Raw genomic sequence first — 17246 nt, 5'->3', positions numbered from 1 at the left:
GTTTTCAGCCTGTTTTTTATCGTGTTAACGTTTTTACGAGCTTTTTAAAGCTCATATCTGATTTTACTTTAAACTCGCCGGCACGGATTTCTTTGTGATAGCCGGCATCAATGACATAGTCATTAAAGTCTTGAGCCGAGGAGATAATGCCTTCTTTTTCAAGAAGAGCAGATACATCTGCAGTGCTCATGCCGTCTTTAATTTTCAGTTTGTACGTTTTGACCTTGTCTGTTTTCGTGTCTGATTCGCTGTCATTGGTCAAGGATTTCTCTTTTGAATCGAGAAGTTTTTGATATTCATCGCGATTCACAGAAACCATTTTTTTAGAATCAAGGTAATTGTTCACGTCTTGTTCGGTTACTGTTTTATTTTCTTTTACAGCAGCGGCCTGGTCTTCGTCAGTCAGATAAAAAACAGCTGCAAGAACGGCTGTAGCTAAAATGATGCCGCCAGCAAATGCCTGAATGCCCCGTTTTGTCATACGAGCACCTTCTCGTTATCTTTGATAATCGTATTTACGTCTTCCACTGATACATGCTCAGCTTTAGCAATCGCTTCAGCGGACATGCCGTTATTATATTTAGAAAGTATTTGTTTAGCGATTTTTTGATTGATGTCACTCTGCTTTGATTTGCGGATGACAAGGTTTGTTTCCAGTAATTCTTCCTCAAGCACGGTCATTTTCTTTTTGAGCTTGTAAATTTCCTGCATCGCAGAAAGCTGCAGAGTTTCGAGCTCTTGTTCTACATCTTTCATCGGGTCTCTTTGAGAATATGAGAATGCAATTAGCGCTATACTGACGATAAACAACGCAATAATAGCAATTTCCACGTTTCATCACCTTCTATTCTTTTTTTATCCTTCTTTTTTATACCATAAAACCAATAGTTTCTAAAGGAATTCGCGAAAAAAACGAGATTTTGTCGAGAAATCTTTCTTTGCTTCTTCTCTATGTAATGGTTTAATAGGATCACTAAGTGAACGATAGGAGAGGAGAATGTTAGGAGTCCATGGATAAACACCCATTGCCCTATAATATACGACATAAGCTTTCTTTTTTTAGGGACACATTCGACATGAACATTCAAAACGCTCACACCTTGACCGTATGCTGGGAAATCTCAGAAGAAACAATGCGGCTGGCTGAAGCGGTCCTTTTCGAAAAAACGCAGGATATGATGAAAGAATTGCGCATTGTCATCAAAAGAAAAGATATCGAAGCTGTCAGGACTAAACGCACACCGTATGATAAAGGGGAATGGACGATTGGACAGGCGGCTGGTGATGCTGTATATCGGGCTGAATACAGAATGGTTAACTCTATGAATGTCTCTCTCAAGCTTGCCTGCACAGACGACATCTATCTTGAAGAAAATGGGATTCGCCATATAAACAGCTTTCAGATTGAGGAGGCGCACACCAGGTGGGAGGCGCAATTTTCTGCATACACCTGTTATGGAGAAGGAGAAAAAGAACGATGAACATTCTCATGCTTTCACTCGAACATCCCGATGAGCCGAAAAGCGGGCTCGGTGTCCATTTAAACCGTCTCATTTCCTATTTAAATCCTCATATCAACATGACGGTTTGTACTCCGAGAGGGCAGTTGTCTTCATATGCGAAGTTTGAAGATTACATAGCCGAGGCCAACTTTACAATGGTTCGCCAGGTGTTATCCGGCAATGAACGCTTTGATCTGATTCATGCTCATGATGACACAACAGCCCCTGCCGCCCAGTATTTGAAACAACGGCTTGGCCTTCCGCTTGCTGCGACAATCCACGGTCTTGAAAGCGAAAGGAAGAAGGTGTGCCGAGAAGTCCCACACCCATACAGGCTCAAGACCGAAGAGCTCCTTATAGAGTCCGCCGATGCTTTGATCGTATTAAGCACATTTATGAAGCAGTCTTTAAATAAGGCAGCACATAAAAAAACAACCGTTATCCCGAGCCCTGCATCTATGGAGGAAGAGAAGGGGAAAATCCCAAGAAGTATAAATAGAAGATTCCTCTTTTCATATGGAAGGTTCGTTCCGGAAAAAGGATTTTCTCAGCTGTTAAAGGTGTTTGCCATCTTGAAGCAGCGGCAGCCTGACCTCTATCTAGTGCTGGCTGGGGAGGGTCCGTCTCTGTCCTCCTATGAGAAATTGGCTGCGGCTTTGAACCTAAAGGATCGAGTCATGTTCCTGCCGTTTCTGAATAGGAAAGACATTAGAATGTTACTGTCTCACTGTGAAATGGCTGTTTTCCCTAGTTCTTATGAACCGTTTGGGCTTGCCGCACAGGAAAGCATGGAACAAGGTGTGCTGACTGTCGTTTCTCAGTCGGGTGGTTTTTGTGATTATGCCGTTCATGACAAAACGGCAATCATCGCTGATTTTACGCACATACAGGAAGCGGCGGATCTGCTGGACCGTTTTTTAAAAGACCGGGAAAAAGCCCGCCGGATAAAGGAAGCTGGCAGACAACAAGTGTTTAAGCTCCACCACCCCCGACTCATTACGTCATCATATGTGCAGCTTTATGAGCGTATCATCAATAATTCAGCAATTCATTGAAAAACAGCCTAGCATTCCGTCCATTATAGTGGTATTATATATAAGTCTGAATAAGTAAATGATTTTAGTTTGGAGGGAAAATAATGCGCGTTAATATTACTTTGGCTTGCACTGAATGTGGTGAGCGTAACTATATTTCTAAAAAGAACAAACGCAATAATCCAGACCGCGTTGAATTTAAAAAATATTGCCCACGTGATAAAAAATCTACGTTACACCGTGAAACAAAATAACAGCTTTGCTGTTTGAGGTGTAAGAAAAAAGCCAGAGCTTTGAAAAAGGTTCTGGCTTTTTTCTATTCCGAGGGGGATGAGAGATGAAATCACAATTAAGAAAAAAGACGATGGAGGCACTGTCTGCTTTATCAAATGAAGATTTGCTTCAAAAAACGGAACGTATGTATAAGGATTTGTTTTCTCTGCCGGACTGGCAAAATGCCAGCACCATTGCCGTCACCATTTCCAGAGGACTAGAGATACCGACGCGTCCGGTCATTGAGCAGGCTTGGGAGGAAGGAAAGCAAGTTTGCATCCCAAAATGCCACCCGGACACGAAGAAAATGCAATTTCGCGCATATCAGACTGATGATCAGCTCGAAACCGTTTACGCCGGACTCCTTGAGCCGATAATTGAAAAAACAAAAGAAGTAAACCAATCACAAATTGACTTGGTGATCGTTCCAGGTGTTTGTTTTGATGTTAACGGGTTTAGGATCGGCTTTGGAGGCGGCTATTATGATCGTTTTTTAAGTAAATATGAAGGAAAGTCAGTCTCTCTGCTTTTCGAGTGTCAGCTGTTTGCGCACGTACCCCGTCTGCCGCATGACATGCCGGTACATAAGCTGATAACAGAGGATCGCATCATTTCTTGTTATTCATAACTTTCCTGCCTCTTTTTCGAGAATAAATCAGGTAGAATAACAAACCCTATTGGCAGGAGGGATATCATGAAAAAACTTTTGATTTATGCCATTTTTACTGTTTCTGCCGTCATGTTTTATCAAAATCGCTACCGTCTTATGAATACTGTACTCAGCCAGCCAGGAATCAGGCGGTCTTTTATCCATTTGTTTTTAAGAATTCCGTTTATCCGCAATAAGTTTATACAGCAAGCTTTCTAAAATCCCGTGAAAAACGGGATTTTTTGCTTTCAGTAGGCGTTTCGGACCGCCAGCTGTTATAATGGAAAAAAACTATTGGAGCGGTAAATATGTTTTTGCTGGAGTATACATATTGGAAAGTGGCAACGCACCTGGTGAAAAGCGGGTATGGCGTCATACAAGCCGGCGAGTCAGATGAAATATGGCTGGAAGCACCGGACAAGTCCTCTCATGATCTAGTTCGTCTGTATAAGCACGATCTTGATTTCCGTCAAGAAATGGTTAGAGACATCGAAGAGCAGGCCGAACGAGTAGAAAGAGTCAGAAATCAATTGGGCAGACGAAGAATGAAGCTGCTGAATGTATTTTTTTCAACTGAAGCCCCTGTTGATGACTGGCAAGAAATTTCCAAACGACCTTTTGAGAAGGGAACTGTGTCAGTTGAGCCTGTGATCGTTAGAGGATCGATGCTACGAGATGATCTTCAAGCGGTTTTTCCATCATTTCGTACAGAAGAACACGATTCGTTTGAAGACACGCAAATGGCAAGGGAATGCTTCCTTTCGTTAGTGCAGAAACAAGAAGAACAGAGAAAAACTGAAGCGGCGGTTTTTCAAAACGGAAAACCCATCTTTACATATTTATTTATTGCGCTTCAGGTCCTGATGTTTTTCGTGCTCGAAATAAACGGGGGCAGCACAAATACGGAGACGCTGGTCGCTTTTGGAGCAAAGGAAAACAGCCTGATTGCACAAGGAGAATGGTGGCGTCTTCTGACACCGATCGTGCTTCACATTGGCATAGCGCATTTAGCTTTTAATACGCTGGCTTTATGGTCGGTTGGTACAGCGGTTGAGCGCATGTATGGATCGGGCAGGTTTCTGCTGATTTATCTGGCGGCTGGCATTACGGGATCGATTGCGAGCTTTGTGTTCAGCCCGTATCCTTCAGCAGGCGCATCAGGAGCCATATTCGGATGCTTAGGCGCACTGTTGTATGTAGCTTTGTCAAATCGGAAAATGTTTTTGAGAACTATAGGAACCAATATTATTGTCATTATTATCATCAATCTGGGCTTTGGTTTTGCGGTTTCGAATATTGATAATTCGGGACATATTGGCGGCTTGATTGGCGGCTTTTTCGCCGCTGCAGCACTGGGGCTGCCCAAAGCCGGAGCCTTGGGAAAAAGATTGTTGTCAGCGGTTATACTGATTGCTTTGGCGGCTGGATTTTTATATTACGGATTGCATTCGCCTTCCCACCAGGAGTCAGCGCTGATTCAGCAGGCAAGCGAGCTTTATCAGGAAGGAAAGTATGAAGAAGTAACGGAATTGCTAAACGGAGAAGCAGAGCAAAAAGATGCCTCTGCCGATCTGTTGAAAATCCTGGCGGTTTCTGATATTCAACTCGGCGAATATGATCAGGCGATTTCCCTTTTGGAACGAGCAGTGAAAAAAGAACCTAAAGACCATGCTTCATATTACTATTTAGCCGTATTGTATGTGGAAAAAAATGAGCTTGGCCAAGCAGAAAAGGCGATCCGAACGGCTGTAAAACTGAAGCCGAAGGAGAAGCGCTACAAAGAGCTTCAGCAGCAAATTGAAAACAATAAAGAATCATAAAGGCGGAATAGGGTAAGGGGGCAGGCTTTTTTGTCAGCGTTTTCTTCTTGACGGACCGCTTCCATATGAATACGCTTATGTTAAGTTAAGATCAAGAAATGGTGAGGAAAAATGAATACATTTTATGATGTGCAGCAGCTGTTAAAAACGTTTGGCCACATTGTTTATTTTGGAGACAGAGAGCTTGAAATTGAGTTTATGTTAGATGAATTAAAGGAATTATACATGAACCACATGATTGAAAAGGAGCAGTGGGCCAGAGCGGCAGCTGTCCTTCGAAAAGAATTGGAACAAACAAAAAACGTTAAGAGATTTTTATAAAGGCTAAGGTGATAAAAATGGATGAGATTTGGTTTGCGGGCATTGACCTGGGAGGAACGACGATTAAACTCGCTTTTATTAATCAATATGGTGAAATTCAGCATAAATGGGAAGTCCCGACTGATAAAACCGGCGACACCATTACCGTTACAATTGCAAAAACAATCGACAGCAAGCTGGATGAGCTGCAAAAACCGAAGCACCTCATTAAATACATCGGAATGGGCGCACCGGGTCCTGTAGATATGGCGGCAGGAGTTGTTTATGAAACCGTAAATCTAGGATGGAAAAATTACGCTTTAAAAAACCATTTGGAGACAGAGACCGGCATCCCAGCAGTGATAGAAAATGACGCGAATATTGCTGCGCTCGGGGAAATGTGGAAGGGAGCGGGTGATGGCGCGAAGGACGTCATTCTTGTGACGCTTGGCACAGGAGTTGGCGGCGGCATTATTGCAAATGGTGAAATTGTACATGGCATAAATGGCGCCGGCGGAGAAATCGGCCATATTTGCAGCATCCCTGAAGGCGGAGCGCCTTGCAACTGCGGCAAGACGGGCTGTATCGAAACCATTGCATCGGCAACAGGAATTGTAAGAATTGCAAAAGAAAAAATAGCGAATGCTAAGCAGACGACACGTTTAAAAGCAACTGAACAATTGTCAGCGCGGGATGTGTTTGAAGCGGCTGGTGAAAATGATGAAATTGCCCTTGAGGTGGTTGATTATGTAGCCAAGCACCTTGGTTTGGTGCTCGGAAATTTGGCAAGCTCGCTTAATCCGTCAAAAATCGTTCTTGGCGGCGGCGTATCGAGAGCCGGAGAGCTGCTGAGATCAAAAGTTGAGAAAACATTCCGCAAATGCGCGTTTCCGCGGGCAGCCCAAGCTGCTGATATTTCAATCGCAGCACTTGGAAATGATGCCGGCGTTATTGGAGGCGCTTGGATCGCTAAAAACGAATGGCTAAAACACCAAAATTGTTAAAAATGTGTAAATGAAATTGATTTTTTGTTGTGCTCAGGTTAAGATTTAATTTGATGTGTTAATGAGAATGTTGGGAATTGACTGATTTTTTTGAGCGTGCTGCATAGGAGGTTGAAATGCGAAAAACGTTTTTTTCGAAGATTTCATTTATGCTGATTGCCATTTTATTGATGTGGCTGAAAACGTATGCTGTTTACAAAACCAGTTTTCATATTAAAATCGACAATCTAACACAGGAATTTATTCTGTTTATCAACCCATTGAGTTTTTTGTTGCTTATTTTTGGCCTCAGCCTGTTTTTAAAAGGCAAAAACAGAAATCGTTACATTATCGCGATGAGCTGTCTTGTCACGTTTGTATTGCTGGCTAATATGGTTTTTTACCGTTTTTACAATGATTTCTTAACAATCCCTGTTCTTTTTCAAACGAGCAATATGGGTGATCTCGGAAGCAGCATAGGAACACTTCTTGAACCGACAGACCTCCTATTGGGTGTAGATATTGTGGTTTTAATATGGCTTTACATCCGGCAAAAAGCTTTTCAATCGGACATTCCCTCTACGAAAAATGAACGGGCGGCTTATTTTTTGTTCGTTGCTTCTGTTTATTTCTTCAATCTGGGCTTGTCTGAGGCGGAAAGACCTCAGCTATTGACACGCTCATTTGACAGAGAAATGCTTGTTAAAAACATTAGCCTGTTTAATTTTCATATTTACGACGGTGTTCTTCAGTCAAAGCAATCCGCACAGAGAGCGTTGGCAGATAGCAACAGCCTGACGGAAATTGAAAACTATGTAACCGCTAATGCGAAAGATGCCAACAAAAAGTTATTCGGCGCTGCAAAAGGAAGGAATGTCATTCTCGTATCCTTAGAGTCGACGCAAAGCTTCGTGATTAATGAAAAAGTGAATGGAGAAGAAATCACGCCTTTTCTGAATGACTTTATAAAACAGAGCTACAACTTTAATAATGTTTACCACCAAACAGGCCAGGGGAAAACCTCGGATTCTGAATTTATCGTGGACAATTCACTGTATCCGCTTGGACGAGGTGCCGTGTTTTTTACGAATGCGGGCAATCAATATATGGCAGCTCCTGAAATTTTGAAAAACAGCGGATATTATTCAGCGGTGCTTCACGCTAATAATAAAAGCTTTTGGAATCGTGATTTAATGTACGACTCATTTGGATATGATTCGTTTTTTGATAGTAACTCGTATGATGTTATGGACGAAAATTCAGTCGGCTGGGGACTAAAGGATAAAGAATTTTTTGAGCAGTCTTCAGAGCTGATGAAAAATCTGCCTCAGCCGTTTTACTCGAGGCTGATCACATTGACGAACCACTTCCCATTTGATCTTGATGAAGAGGATCAACTGATTGATGAATATGATTCAAGCAGCCAGACGCTAAATAAGTATTTTCCGACAGTGCGTTATCAGGATGAGGCGCTGAAACGGTTTATCGAAAAGCTGAAGGAAGACGGGTTATACGACAACTCTGTTATTGTATTATACGGTGACCATTATGGTATATCGGAAAACCATAATGAAGCGATGGGGCAGTTTTTAGGAAAAGAAATAACCCCATTTGAAGAGGTGCAGCTCCAAAAAGTGCCGCTTGTCATTCATATTCCGGGTATTACCGATAAAAAGCCGCAAACCATTGAAACAGTAGGCGGGCAGATTGATATCAGGCCGACGCTGATGAATCTTTTAGGAATTGATACGAAAGATCAAATTCAATTTGGCAACGATCTGCTTTCGGACGAAAAACTGGACTTTACGGTGCTACGGGACGGGAGCTTTATCACGGATCAGGTTGTATATACAGACGGTGCGTGTTATGACAAAGAGACGGGAAAACCGTTAGAAGAGACACAACAATGTGAAGCATTTGCTGATAAAGCGAAACAAGAGCTATCACTTTCTGATGAAATCATTTATGGAGATTTGTTGCGATTTTATGATCAGAAAAGGCTGGACAATTCGTCAAAACGGAAAGAAAAACAAATGCTTGATCAAGTATCGTAATTACAATGTCTCCCGCATCAAAGTGAGCGGGAGGCTTTCTTTTTTTTAATGCGCTGTCATATAGTAACAAAAAAGGGGGATGATGATGGCGTTTATTACGGTGAAGCCTGAGATCAAGAACAATTTGTCCAGAGTGGCGAGAGAGCTGAAGATAGACGAGGAATTGCTTAGACGTGCAAATTGTACCGCACAGGAACACCAATTGTATTGCCCTGGTTATGTGATAGAAGAGCATAGTGGCAAAGAGCTTCAAACCATACAGGACATAAAGCGTTTTTTACAGCCTCGGCAGCTGGACTTTTCTGATAACTGGATTGAGCAAGAGAAAATCTACGATGATTCAGCTGTTGAAGAGGAAATAAAGAAGATCATTGATGTGTTTCCGTTTGTCTCATGCAGGGAAATTGGCCGTTCTGTACTCGGAAGGCCTATCTGGGAGCTGAAGGCTGGTGGGGAGCATACCGTAAAAAAGGTCCATATGAATGCATCATTTCATGCGAATGAGTGGATTACTACGTCTGTCCTGCTAAAATGGTTTAAGGAATACTGTATGTCATTATGCCGCAACTCGCCCTTCTTCGGCTTTTCTCCCATACAGCTGTTTAGCAGTACATCCTTATCCCTCGTTCCTCTTGTCAATCCGGATGGCGTTGATCTTGTCTTAAACGGATCAGAAGTTATGGGAGCCAGAAGAGATGAGCTCGAAAGGCTAAATGAACATCGTCCGAATTTTAATGAATGGAAGGCGAACATAAACGGGGTTGATTTAAATAAGCAATTCCCTTCGTTATGGGAAATTGAAAAATACCGAAAACCGACAGCACCCAGCTACCGCGATTTTCCGGGAATCTCTCCGCTTACAGAGCCGGAATCCATTGCGATGTACCGGCTGATAACGGAGAATCCGCCTGACAGACTGCTGGCTCTCCATACTCAAGGGGAAGAAATTTATTGGGGCTATAAAGGCCTTGAGCCTGAAGAATCTGCCGCTGTTATAAAGGATTTTGAGGAGATAAGCGGGAACATTTATAAGGGAGTAAGGGATATAGACAGCTACGCGGGATTTCGCGATTGGTTTATTCACCACTATTTTAAAGAAGGGTACACGGTGGAACTTGGAAAAGGCCGAAATCCTTTGCCGTTTCAGCAGTTTTCACATATATATAACGCCACAAACGGCATCTTGTGGAGAGCGTTATTTTTTCATGAGTAACTAAAACTTTTTCTTTTTTCTGCCGAAGCAAATATGAGACAATAAAGAGGATCGGAGGGGAAGGCTGATGAGATCAGTTTGTTTCATTCTGCTGTCGGCATTGCTGTTTAGTTTATCGGCATGCGAACCATCTCATCAGCAGCAAAAACAGGCATCGGCGGCAAAAGATGAGGATAAAGATATCATACCGCTGTCCGCGGAAAAAGCGGACGGGGCGGAAGGCTGGCTGAATAACAGCACCATTTTATATACTGCGTCTAATCCGACGAAAACAGAGCTTTTTGCGTACCGCATCTTTACAGGCAAAGCGAAAAAGCTCTATCAAACGGATGGTCAAATCGTTGATGTTCAAATCAATGCGAGGGAGCAGATGATTCTGCTGCAAATCACACATAGCCAAAAGACAGCAATGGTTTTGCTTAATGCAGACGGAGAGACGCTTTACGAAAAAGATTACGAAACATATGAACTGGAGGCTGCTTGGAATCAGTATGATCCTTATCAAATAATGGTGACGGAATTCAGCGAAAACTGGGATTTCCATACATATCAGGTGAATGCTAAAAAAGATGAGTCTTTCTTAAGTCCGGTACAGGTTCCGTTCATTCATTGGACATCCAAAAATACATTTGATTATGTAAAAGAGGGAAGAGACGAAAAAACAGGGCCTTTATATACGTTTAATACAGCCTCTAAGACGGAGCAAAAGCTTGAGGATAACGTTCTTTTCTTCGATTCTTTCCATCAAATGAGTTTTACTGTGAAGCCAGCTTCCGGAGGGAAAGGGACGTATCAGTTTGAAACGCTGCATACAAAATCACCTGTTACAGTGAAATGGCCGCTCCAAACGAAATATACAAGTTTGGCTCCAATGGAGTATGACTATGATGAAGCGGGAGGCCTGTTTTATACGTTCAAACAAAGCGGTGATGCTTATAAGCTTGCTGCAATCACTGTGGCATCGGGAGAGACAAAAGATCTAGTCTCTCTGCGGGAAATGGAGCCGATTCAAATATCTCCGAACGGGAAATATGCGTTATACGGCTTTCATTTTGAGCAAATCATTTTATTGAAATCACATAAAACGAAGCAACTCATTATTGATCAAAAGGAGATGGAGTAACGATGGCTATCGCAGATGTGACCATTATCCCAATCGGTACGGAAACACCCAGTGTCAGTGCTTACGTGGCCGATGTGCAAAAGATTTTAGAAGGATATCAAGCTGAAGGGAAAATCAAATATCAGCTGACACCGATGAATACGCTGATTGAAGGTGAACTCAGTGACCTTTTCACAGTCATTCAGGCCATTCACGAAGCGCCATTTCAAAAAGGATTGCACAGAGTGGCAACGAATATCCGCATTGATGACAGACGTGACAAAAAAACGACGCTTGAGAGCAAAATAGAAAGTGTCAATAAACATTTACAGCCATAAAAATAAACCTGTATCCTATCGGATACAGGTTTTAATGTGCGGTTGGATAGCCGCTGTTTATGACGGTCATCACGGTAAACCAGCCAAAGACAAATAAGGTGGCGCCGGCTAATAAAAACCCGAGTATATTTTTATTTCTAACAGAACGCAAGACTCCCCATAAAGCGAAAAGAGCGACAAGGCCGAAAATCACGACAAGTAACATAACACAGCCCCCTTTACATTGAAAAACCTGCAATTCTTTCCAGTCTTATTCTACCTGTTTTTTATAGGTTTGTCGATAGCGTTTTCATTGCGATTGTTTGAATCTTTTTTAAAAAACCCTCATAATAAGATCATAAAAAAGAAAGAGGTGATAATAGTGAAATGGAGACGAATGCCAGTAGGGCCGATTCAAGCGAACGCATATTTTCTCATCAGTGATGATCAATGCCTGATTTTTGATCCGGGCGGCGAGGGACATAAAATCAATCAATACATAAAAGAAAAAGGGCTGACGCCTTTAGCCATTTTGCTTACACATGCCCATTTTGACCACATTGGAGCGCTTGATGAAGTGAGAGAAAAATGGGATATTCCTGTTTACTTACATCAAAATGAAAAAAATTGGCTTACGGATGCCTCTCTAAACGGCTCCGGCATGCTGCGAGGGATAGAGGTTACAGCTAAGCCTGCAGATCATCTGATTGAAGGCGACGGTGAGTTGAATATCGGGCCGTTTCATTTGGAAACATTATTTACGCCGGGACATTCACCAGGCAGTGTGTCTTACTATGTGAAAGACGCAGACCTGGTCATCTCCGGAGATGTCCTGTTTCAAGGCGGTATAGGGCGTACGGATTTAATAGACGGCGATCAAGAGACGCTGCTGACATCCATTCATGAAAAACTGCTTACGCTGCCGGAACATACGCTGGTGTTAAGCGGCCATGGACCTGAAACAGACGTACTGACTGAGCAGGATCAAAATCCGTTTTTAAATGGGTTTTCATTGTAAAAAAAGAGACAAACCGATAAGGTTTGTCTCTTTTTGCATTTAATGGCCTCCGCCGCCGGGCACCATAATAAAAATTGAGTAATATGTAAAGCCGGCGAAGAAAATCGTTAAATAAGCGCCAAAAATATAAATATACATGCGTTCAGTTAAGTTCAAATACGATAGGAACACAAATAAAATCGTCTGTCCAAAAAATAAAAGGGAAGCATCTTTCATATCACCTAAATAAAACATGACTGCAAAAATTCCCGTCCAAAATCCTAACACCCGGAACATGCGATTCATTTTTTATCCCCTCCCGAGAGTCCCTCTGACTGTTATTATAATAGATCACACCTAGAAATGTAAACATTTTCATGATTAATATACATATGGAATTTGTCCTTTTGATTGCGTTCTCTAATGTATGAATATTTTTTAAAAAATAATCCGAAAAAAGTTCTGTAAATGGTTTAAATGAAAAATGATCCGGGTAGTTATTCTACAAAGAGATGGTTAACTGAGGAGGAAAATAAACAATGGAACAACAATTAACTTTTTACTCATACCCAAGCTGCACGTCATGCCGAAAAACAAAACATTGGCTTAAAGCACATCAAATTGAATTTAACGAACGGCACTTATTCAGAGAAACCCCAACAATAGATGAATTAAAGTACATCTTATCGTTAACGACAGAAGGCATTGATGAAATTTTAGCGACACGAAGCCAGACCTTCAAAAATTTAAATTTAAACATCGAAGAAATGACGGTAAATGAGGTGCTGGAACTTTTAATCGAGAAGCCAAAGCTTTTGCGACGCCCGATTCTAGTGGATAACAAAAAGCTGGTGATCGGTTACAATCCGGGAGAACTGTTGAAATTATCAAAGAAGAAAACGGTTCATCAATCTGCATGATGAAAAACCGAAGATCCGCTGATTTATACGAATCAGCTTATCTTCGGTTTTTCACCTGTTCAGAAACTGGGCTAGCTGGATTCGAACCAACGATCACGGAGTCAAAGTCCATTGCCTTACCGCTTGGCTATAGCCCATTGAATGTAAACATAGTATGTGTAAAGGCAGATGCGTTATACATATAAAGCATAATTTTCAAAAACAGGAGGTAACTCATTAAGATGGCAGCTCTTGATCAGCACTTAACAGAGCACAAAGAAGATATCACGCAACAATGGCTGGAAGTTTGTACGTCAAAAGGCAGCTGGCTGTATTCGGCGAAAGATCAGCAAAAACTAGCACAAAAGTTAAAAGACCAACATGAATTATTGGTGACCATCGTAGCAAAATCCCTTGGAAAAGAAGACGTAACGGAGGAGCTCAATCGATGGTCTCTTCAATGCGCCAGAGACCGTGCCGTTCATGAAGTGACGGTAACAGAAAGTGTCGGCCAGTTTAACGCCTTCAGGTACATTATGTTTGAATGGATTCAAAAATTCAGCGAAGCTTCTTCTCAAGAAATCAGCATTCAGGATTTTTATGAATGGAGCCGGATCTTGAATCAAAACATTGATAGGATCATCGAAGTGTTTACGGAGGAATATCATCAGGTGACCATAATACAATTAAACGCGCAAAAAGAAATGATTAATGAATTGAGTGCGCCGATTATGCCGATTACTGAGGGAATAGGGATTCTTCCGCTTGTCGGTGAAATTGATACCTACAGAGCGAGGACGATTTTGGAGTCGGTGCTGGAGCAGTGCTCAGCGTTAAAGCTCTCGTATTTATTTTTAGATATTTCTGGCGTTCCTATCGTTGATACCATGGTGGCCTATCAAATTTTTAAAGTGATTGACAGCACCAAATTGCTCGGGATTGAGACGATTATTTCAGGAATCAGGCCGGAAATTGCCCAAACTGTCGTGAAGCTGGGTCTGGATTTTTCGAATGTGAAAACCGAACAAAGTCTTGCTAAAGCTCTGGCCAATAAAGGATTTAAAATAAAAGAGTGTTGATGCTTTTGCCATTCATTCTGAAAGTAGAAGCTGAACAGCCTTTCTCAGGCTATTCAGCTTTTTTTACTTCTATAAATAAAATGTGATGGCTGTCGATGTCTTTTACCTTAAAAGAGTAGCCGTCATATTCGATGACACTTTCAGGCTCAGCGTCTATGTTTTGTGTCAGAAACCAGCCGCCCAAGGTGTCTACTTCCGCGTCTGATAAATCTGTACCAAGCAGGCTGTTGACGTCGGTGATTAATAATTTTGCATTTAATAAATAGTGATCCTTTCCAAGTTCGCGTATATGAGGCACTTCATCCGCATCAAATTCATCACGGATTTCTCCTACAATTTCTTCGATAATATCCTCGACAGTGACCAAACCGGAAGTCCCGCCGTATTCATCTATTAGGATCGCCATATGAGTGCGTTCCTTTTGCATTTTCAGCAGTAGTTTATAAATAGGAATCGTCTCAATGACATGGATAACAGGCTGAACGAAAGGTTCAATTTGATGCTTTTTGAGTGAAAAATCTTTCGTCAGCATGGAAAACAACACTTCTTTCATATTGATCACGCCAATGACGTTATCTTTATCCTCTCTTACAACTGGATACCGCGTATATTTTGTTTGCTTGACTGTTTCCTGAAGATTTGAAATGGAGTCTTCATCTAGTGATAAACTGACCATTTCATTTCGCGGCACCATAATTTCCTTTGCCATTCGTTTATCAAAGGTGAAGATATTATTCATGTACTTTAATTCACTTTTTCTGATCTCACCGCTTTTATAGCTTTCAGCCAATAGGACCCGCAGCTCTTCTTCTGTATATGCCAGTTCATGCTCTGATGCCGGTTTCAGTCCGAACACTCCTGTAATCAATCGGGCAGAGTGGTTCAGCAGCCAAATGAATGGAAACATGATCTTATAAAACCAAATAAGCGGTTTAGCGAACAACAATGTAATGCTCTCTGCCTTTTGAATGGCGAAACTCTTTGGCGCCAGCTCCCCGATCACGACATTTAAATACGTAACCGCTAAAAACGCGATGACGAGTGAAAGTAGGTGTGTAAGCGATTCATTTAAGCCTGCTTTATGAAAAAGCGGCCGAAGCAGAGTTTGCACCGTCGGCTCTCCAAGCCATCCCAATCCTAAAGCTGCGACTGTGATGCCCAGCTGACAGGCTGATAAATATTCATCAAGGTGAGTGATGACATGCTTTGCCGCTTTAGCACCTTTCTTTCCTTTTGCGACAAGCTGATCAATTCTGGATCGCCGCACTTTTACAATTGAAAATTCTATGGCGACAAAAAATCCTGTTAACAAAATGAGAATAGCGACTGCTAGTAAATTGACAAATTCCAAAACAACTGCCTTCTCCAAGGAAGGCATGCACCTCCCTTTTCCGATGTCTTTCTCCATTCCATACCACCTGAAAATGCTCATAAAACATGTGTCAGAGCCGCACAATGGTTTAGTGACGCCGTTATTGGGCAATTAAAGTATAAAGAACAAAAGTTTGGAGGAGCTTGACATGAAGGCACATACGGGAAAAGATTGGTTTTGGTACCAAATGGGGCCTCAAGAAAGAAGTAAGGCAAGAGATCTAATCCATTTTTCTCACTGGCCTCAGTGTGAAAAGTGGTTTGAAAATAACCATCACGTTAATTTTTTGCGAGTAGATACAACTGAAACGGATAATGAAGCGGTATTTGGGTCGATTGTTTATGATCAGGGGCTTGGTGAAGAAAAAGACCATACTGTTTTTCACTTTTATATCACAAGGCAATATTTTTTCACAATCAACTTTGACTTTGCGATTTTGAGAGAGATTAAAGGAAAAGAAGTTGTCCGGCAAATGGAAAGAGCGGACAATGCGATAGAGGGGTTTTTAATTCTTCTCGGCGAACTAATGAATGCGTATTTAATCGGTGTCGATGAATTTGAAGTAAAGCTGAGAAAGTTGCGATGGCAAATTAAAGATGACAATAGCAAAAGCATTTTAAACCGTGTCCATCTCCTGCGCCATGAACTGATGATTTGGAAAAATTTAATATTAAGCGCCAAAAAAATTGAAATGGCATTGAAAGAAACCTTTTTACCTCAAGATGAAGGGAAAAAGGATTATCAGCGGACACATCAGAAAATTGACAGAGGATTTACATACATCAGCGAATTTGAAGGGGAGCTGAACAATCTGCTGCATTCAGAGGAAGTCATTACCTCACACAGGGGGAATGAAATTGTAAAAGCATTGACCATTTTCACGACGCTATTTACGCCGATTACAGCTCTGGGCGCCTTATGGGGAATGAACTTTTCAGTAATGCCGGAGCTGAATTGGAAATATGGCTACCTCTTTTCTCTCTTATTGATTGTCACATCTACGGTTCTGATCTACCTATATTTGAGGAAAAAAGGCTGGACGGGAGATATGCTGCAGGAGCGGAAGAAGAAAAGGAAATCTCGAAAAAGGCGGACCTTATAAGATGTTTCATATTTTGTGCAGCGGATAAAGAATAAATAGAACACGGTAAAGGAGGAATGAACATGAAAATAAGAGACATTATGACGAAGAATGTAGAATGCTGTGAGCCAGACGCTTCAATCACGGAACTAGCGAAAAAGATGAGAGACTCCAATGTCGGTTCTATTCCAATCTGTGAAAATGGCACGCTTCAGGGGATTGTATCTGATCGGGATATTGTGACGAGATGCTTAGCTGAAAATCAGATGGATGCAAAAGCAAGTGATATCATGAGCACTGACATCGTATCGGGCCACCCTGATATGTCTGCTGAAGAAGCGGGGCAGCTTATGGCTAAGCATCAAATCCGCCGTTTACCGATCCTTGAAAATGGGCACATTACCGGTATCGTTGCCTTAGGCGATCTTTCTGTTGAGAAAGATACTGATCAAAAAGCCGGAGAAGCATTAAGTGAAATTTCTAAAACAGCATAATGAAAATGGAATGAAGCAGGCATGGTGACCATGTCTGCTTTTTTATATTGGGAAAATAATAATGAAAGGGGTACATT

The 17246-nt window shown here is 41.7% G+C and carries 21 protein-coding genes, 1 tRNA gene and 1 pseudogene; 17 read left to right on the top strand and 6 right to left on the bottom strand.

What is annotated here, in order from left to right; all coding sequences use genetic code 11:
• Nucleotides 1-16: 16 nt before the first annotated feature.
• Together BFW96_RS11690 and BFW96_RS11685 are read right to left on the bottom strand one after the other, a co-directional pair.
• Nucleotides 17-481, bottom strand: a complete 465-nt coding sequence (locus tag BFW96_RS11690; protein WP_069839497.1) for an endolytic transglycosylase MltG — start codon at nucleotides 479-481, stop codon at nucleotides 17-19.
• Nucleotides 478-831: a hypothetical protein gene (locus tag BFW96_RS11685; RefSeq protein ID WP_014477348.1), complete on the bottom strand. Its 354-nt coding sequence runs from the start codon at nucleotides 829-831 to the stop codon at nucleotides 478-480. Before BFW96_RS11685 ends, BFW96_RS11690 begins: the two co-directional genes overlap by 4 nt.
• Before the next feature lie 179 nt (nucleotides 832-1010).
• Here BFW96_RS11685 and BFW96_RS11680 point away from each other — a divergent pair, with 179 nt between their 5' ends.
• The 12 genes and pseudogenes from BFW96_RS11680 to BFW96_RS11625 all read left to right on the top strand — a co-directional run bounded on the left by BFW96_RS11680 (nucleotide 1011) and on the right by BFW96_RS11625 (nucleotide 11268).
• On the top strand, nucleotides 1011-1481 hold the full coding sequence (locus tag BFW96_RS11680; protein WP_069839496.1) for a hypothetical protein: 471 nt from the start codon (nucleotides 1011-1013) through the stop codon (nucleotides 1479-1481).
• Nucleotides 1478-2557, top strand: a complete 1080-nt coding sequence (locus BFW96_RS11675; RefSeq protein ID WP_069839495.1) for a glycosyltransferase family 4 protein — start codon at nucleotides 1478-1480, stop codon at nucleotides 2555-2557. The genes BFW96_RS11680 and BFW96_RS11675 overlap by 4 nt, the downstream gene beginning before the upstream one ends.
• 83 nt (nucleotides 2558-2640) lie before the next feature.
• Complete coding sequence (rpmG, locus tag BFW96_RS11670; RefSeq protein ID WP_003153056.1) at nucleotides 2641-2790, top strand: 50S ribosomal protein L33; 150 nt, start codon at nucleotides 2641-2643, stop codon at nucleotides 2788-2790.
• A gap of 83 nt (nucleotides 2791-2873) precedes the next feature.
• Nucleotides 2874-3437 (top strand): 5-formyltetrahydrofolate cyclo-ligase, encoded by a 564-nt coding sequence (locus tag BFW96_RS11665; protein ID WP_069839494.1) that lies wholly within the window; start codon nucleotides 2874-2876, stop codon nucleotides 3435-3437.
• 66 nt (nucleotides 3438-3503) lie between these two features.
• A complete protein-coding gene (locus BFW96_RS11660; RefSeq protein ID WP_069839493.1) occupies nucleotides 3504-3677 on the top strand; it encodes a hypothetical protein in 174 nt (57 codons plus the stop codon).
• A gap of 89 nt (nucleotides 3678-3766) precedes the next feature.
• The gene (yqgP, locus tag BFW96_RS11655; RefSeq protein ID WP_069839492.1) at nucleotides 3767-5278 is read left to right on the top strand and encodes a rhomboid protease YqgP; all 1512 of its coding nucleotides are present in this window, start codon (nucleotides 3767-3769) and stop codon (nucleotides 5276-5278) included.
• A 111-nt stretch (nucleotides 5279-5389) separates the two neighbouring features.
• A pseudogene (locus BFW96_RS11650) lies at nucleotides 5390-5606 on the top strand (YqgQ family protein).
• Between the two features lie 10 nt (nucleotides 5607-5616).
• Nucleotides 5617-6582, top strand: coding sequence for a glucose kinase GlcK (gene glcK / locus BFW96_RS11645; protein ID WP_014664607.1), 966 nt, complete (start codon nucleotides 5617-5619; stop codon nucleotides 6580-6582).
• Between the two features lie 116 nt (nucleotides 6583-6698).
• The gene (locus tag BFW96_RS11640) at nucleotides 6699-8615 is read left to right on the top strand and encodes an LTA synthase family protein (protein ID WP_069839491.1); all 1917 of its coding nucleotides are present in this window, start codon (nucleotides 6699-6701) and stop codon (nucleotides 8613-8615) included.
• An 82-nt stretch (nucleotides 8616-8697) separates the two neighbouring features.
• The gene (locus BFW96_RS11635) at nucleotides 8698-9828 is read left to right on the top strand and encodes a M14 family metallopeptidase (protein WP_083252873.1); all 1131 of its coding nucleotides are present in this window, start codon (nucleotides 8698-8700) and stop codon (nucleotides 9826-9828) included.
• Between the two features lie 67 nt (nucleotides 9829-9895).
• The gene (locus tag BFW96_RS11630; protein WP_069839489.1) at nucleotides 9896-10951 is read left to right on the top strand and encodes a YqgU-like beta propeller domain-containing protein; all 1056 of its coding nucleotides are present in this window, start codon (nucleotides 9896-9898) and stop codon (nucleotides 10949-10951) included.
• Between the two features lie 2 nt (nucleotides 10952-10953).
• On the top strand, nucleotides 10954-11268 hold the full coding sequence (locus BFW96_RS11625) for an MTH1187 family thiamine-binding protein (protein WP_014664603.1): 315 nt from the start codon (nucleotides 10954-10956) through the stop codon (nucleotides 11266-11268).
• A 31-nt stretch (nucleotides 11269-11299) separates the two neighbouring features.
• Here BFW96_RS11625 and BFW96_RS11620 read toward each other — a convergent pair whose 3' ends face one another.
• The gene (locus tag BFW96_RS11620; RefSeq protein WP_003230141.1) at nucleotides 11300-11473 is read right to left on the bottom strand and encodes a DUF2759 domain-containing protein; all 174 of its coding nucleotides are present in this window, start codon (nucleotides 11471-11473) and stop codon (nucleotides 11300-11302) included.
• A 156-nt stretch (nucleotides 11474-11629) separates the two neighbouring features.
• On the opposite strand from BFW96_RS11620, the gene BFW96_RS11615 reads away from it, so the two are divergent.
• Nucleotides 11630-12265 (top strand): MBL fold metallo-hydrolase, encoded by a 636-nt coding sequence (locus BFW96_RS11615; protein WP_069839488.1) that lies wholly within the window; start codon nucleotides 11630-11632, stop codon nucleotides 12263-12265.
• A 39-nt stretch (nucleotides 12266-12304) separates the two neighbouring features.
• On the opposite strand, the gene BFW96_RS11610 is transcribed toward BFW96_RS11615, so the two are convergent.
• Nucleotides 12305-12550 (bottom strand): DUF2626 domain-containing protein, encoded by a 246-nt coding sequence (locus BFW96_RS11610; protein WP_003226300.1) that lies wholly within the window; start codon nucleotides 12548-12550, stop codon nucleotides 12305-12307.
• A gap of 233 nt (nucleotides 12551-12783) precedes the next feature.
• Between BFW96_RS11610 and mgsR the strand changes: the two genes are divergently transcribed.
• Complete coding sequence (mgsR, locus tag BFW96_RS11605; protein ID WP_014664601.1) at nucleotides 12784-13164, top strand: transcriptional regulator MgsR; 381 nt, start codon at nucleotides 12784-12786, stop codon at nucleotides 13162-13164.
• Nucleotides 13165-13230: 66 nt separating this feature from the next.
• On the opposite strand, the gene BFW96_RS11600 is transcribed toward mgsR, so the two are convergent.
• Nucleotides 13231-13301 (bottom strand) — tRNA-Gln (locus tag BFW96_RS11600).
• Between the two features lie 84 nt (nucleotides 13302-13385).
• Here BFW96_RS11600 and BFW96_RS11595 point away from each other — a divergent pair.
• Nucleotides 13386-14222 (top strand): STAS domain-containing protein, encoded by an 837-nt coding sequence (locus BFW96_RS11595; protein ID WP_069839487.1) that lies wholly within the window; start codon nucleotides 13386-13388, stop codon nucleotides 14220-14222.
• Nucleotides 14223-14271: 49 nt separating this feature from the next.
• Here BFW96_RS11595 and BFW96_RS11590 read toward each other — a convergent pair whose 3' ends face one another.
• A complete protein-coding gene (locus tag BFW96_RS11590; RefSeq protein ID WP_069839709.1) occupies nucleotides 14272-15600 on the bottom strand; it encodes a hemolysin family protein in 1329 nt (442 codons plus the stop codon).
• Nucleotides 15601-15742: 142 nt separating this feature from the next.
• Between BFW96_RS11590 and corA the strand changes: the two genes are divergently transcribed.
• Together corA and BFW96_RS11580 are read left to right on the top strand one after the other, a co-directional pair.
• Entirely contained in the window at nucleotides 15743-16696 is a 954-nt protein-coding gene (gene corA / locus BFW96_RS11585) for a magnesium transporter CorA (protein WP_040082632.1), read from the top strand.
• A 62-nt stretch (nucleotides 16697-16758) separates the two neighbouring features.
• Nucleotides 16759-17169 (top strand): CBS domain-containing protein, encoded by a 411-nt coding sequence (locus tag BFW96_RS11580; RefSeq protein WP_041521379.1) that lies wholly within the window; start codon nucleotides 16759-16761, stop codon nucleotides 17167-17169.
• The last annotated feature ends 77 nt before the right edge of the window (nucleotides 17170-17246 follow it).

The sequence above is a fragment of the Bacillus sp. F56 genome (assembly GCF_001748205.1).
In the GTDB taxonomy this organism is placed as follows: Bacteria; Bacillota; Bacilli; order Bacillales; family Bacillaceae; genus Bacillus; species Bacillus stercoris.
This window is presented reverse-complemented; position numbering and strand designations above follow the sequence as displayed.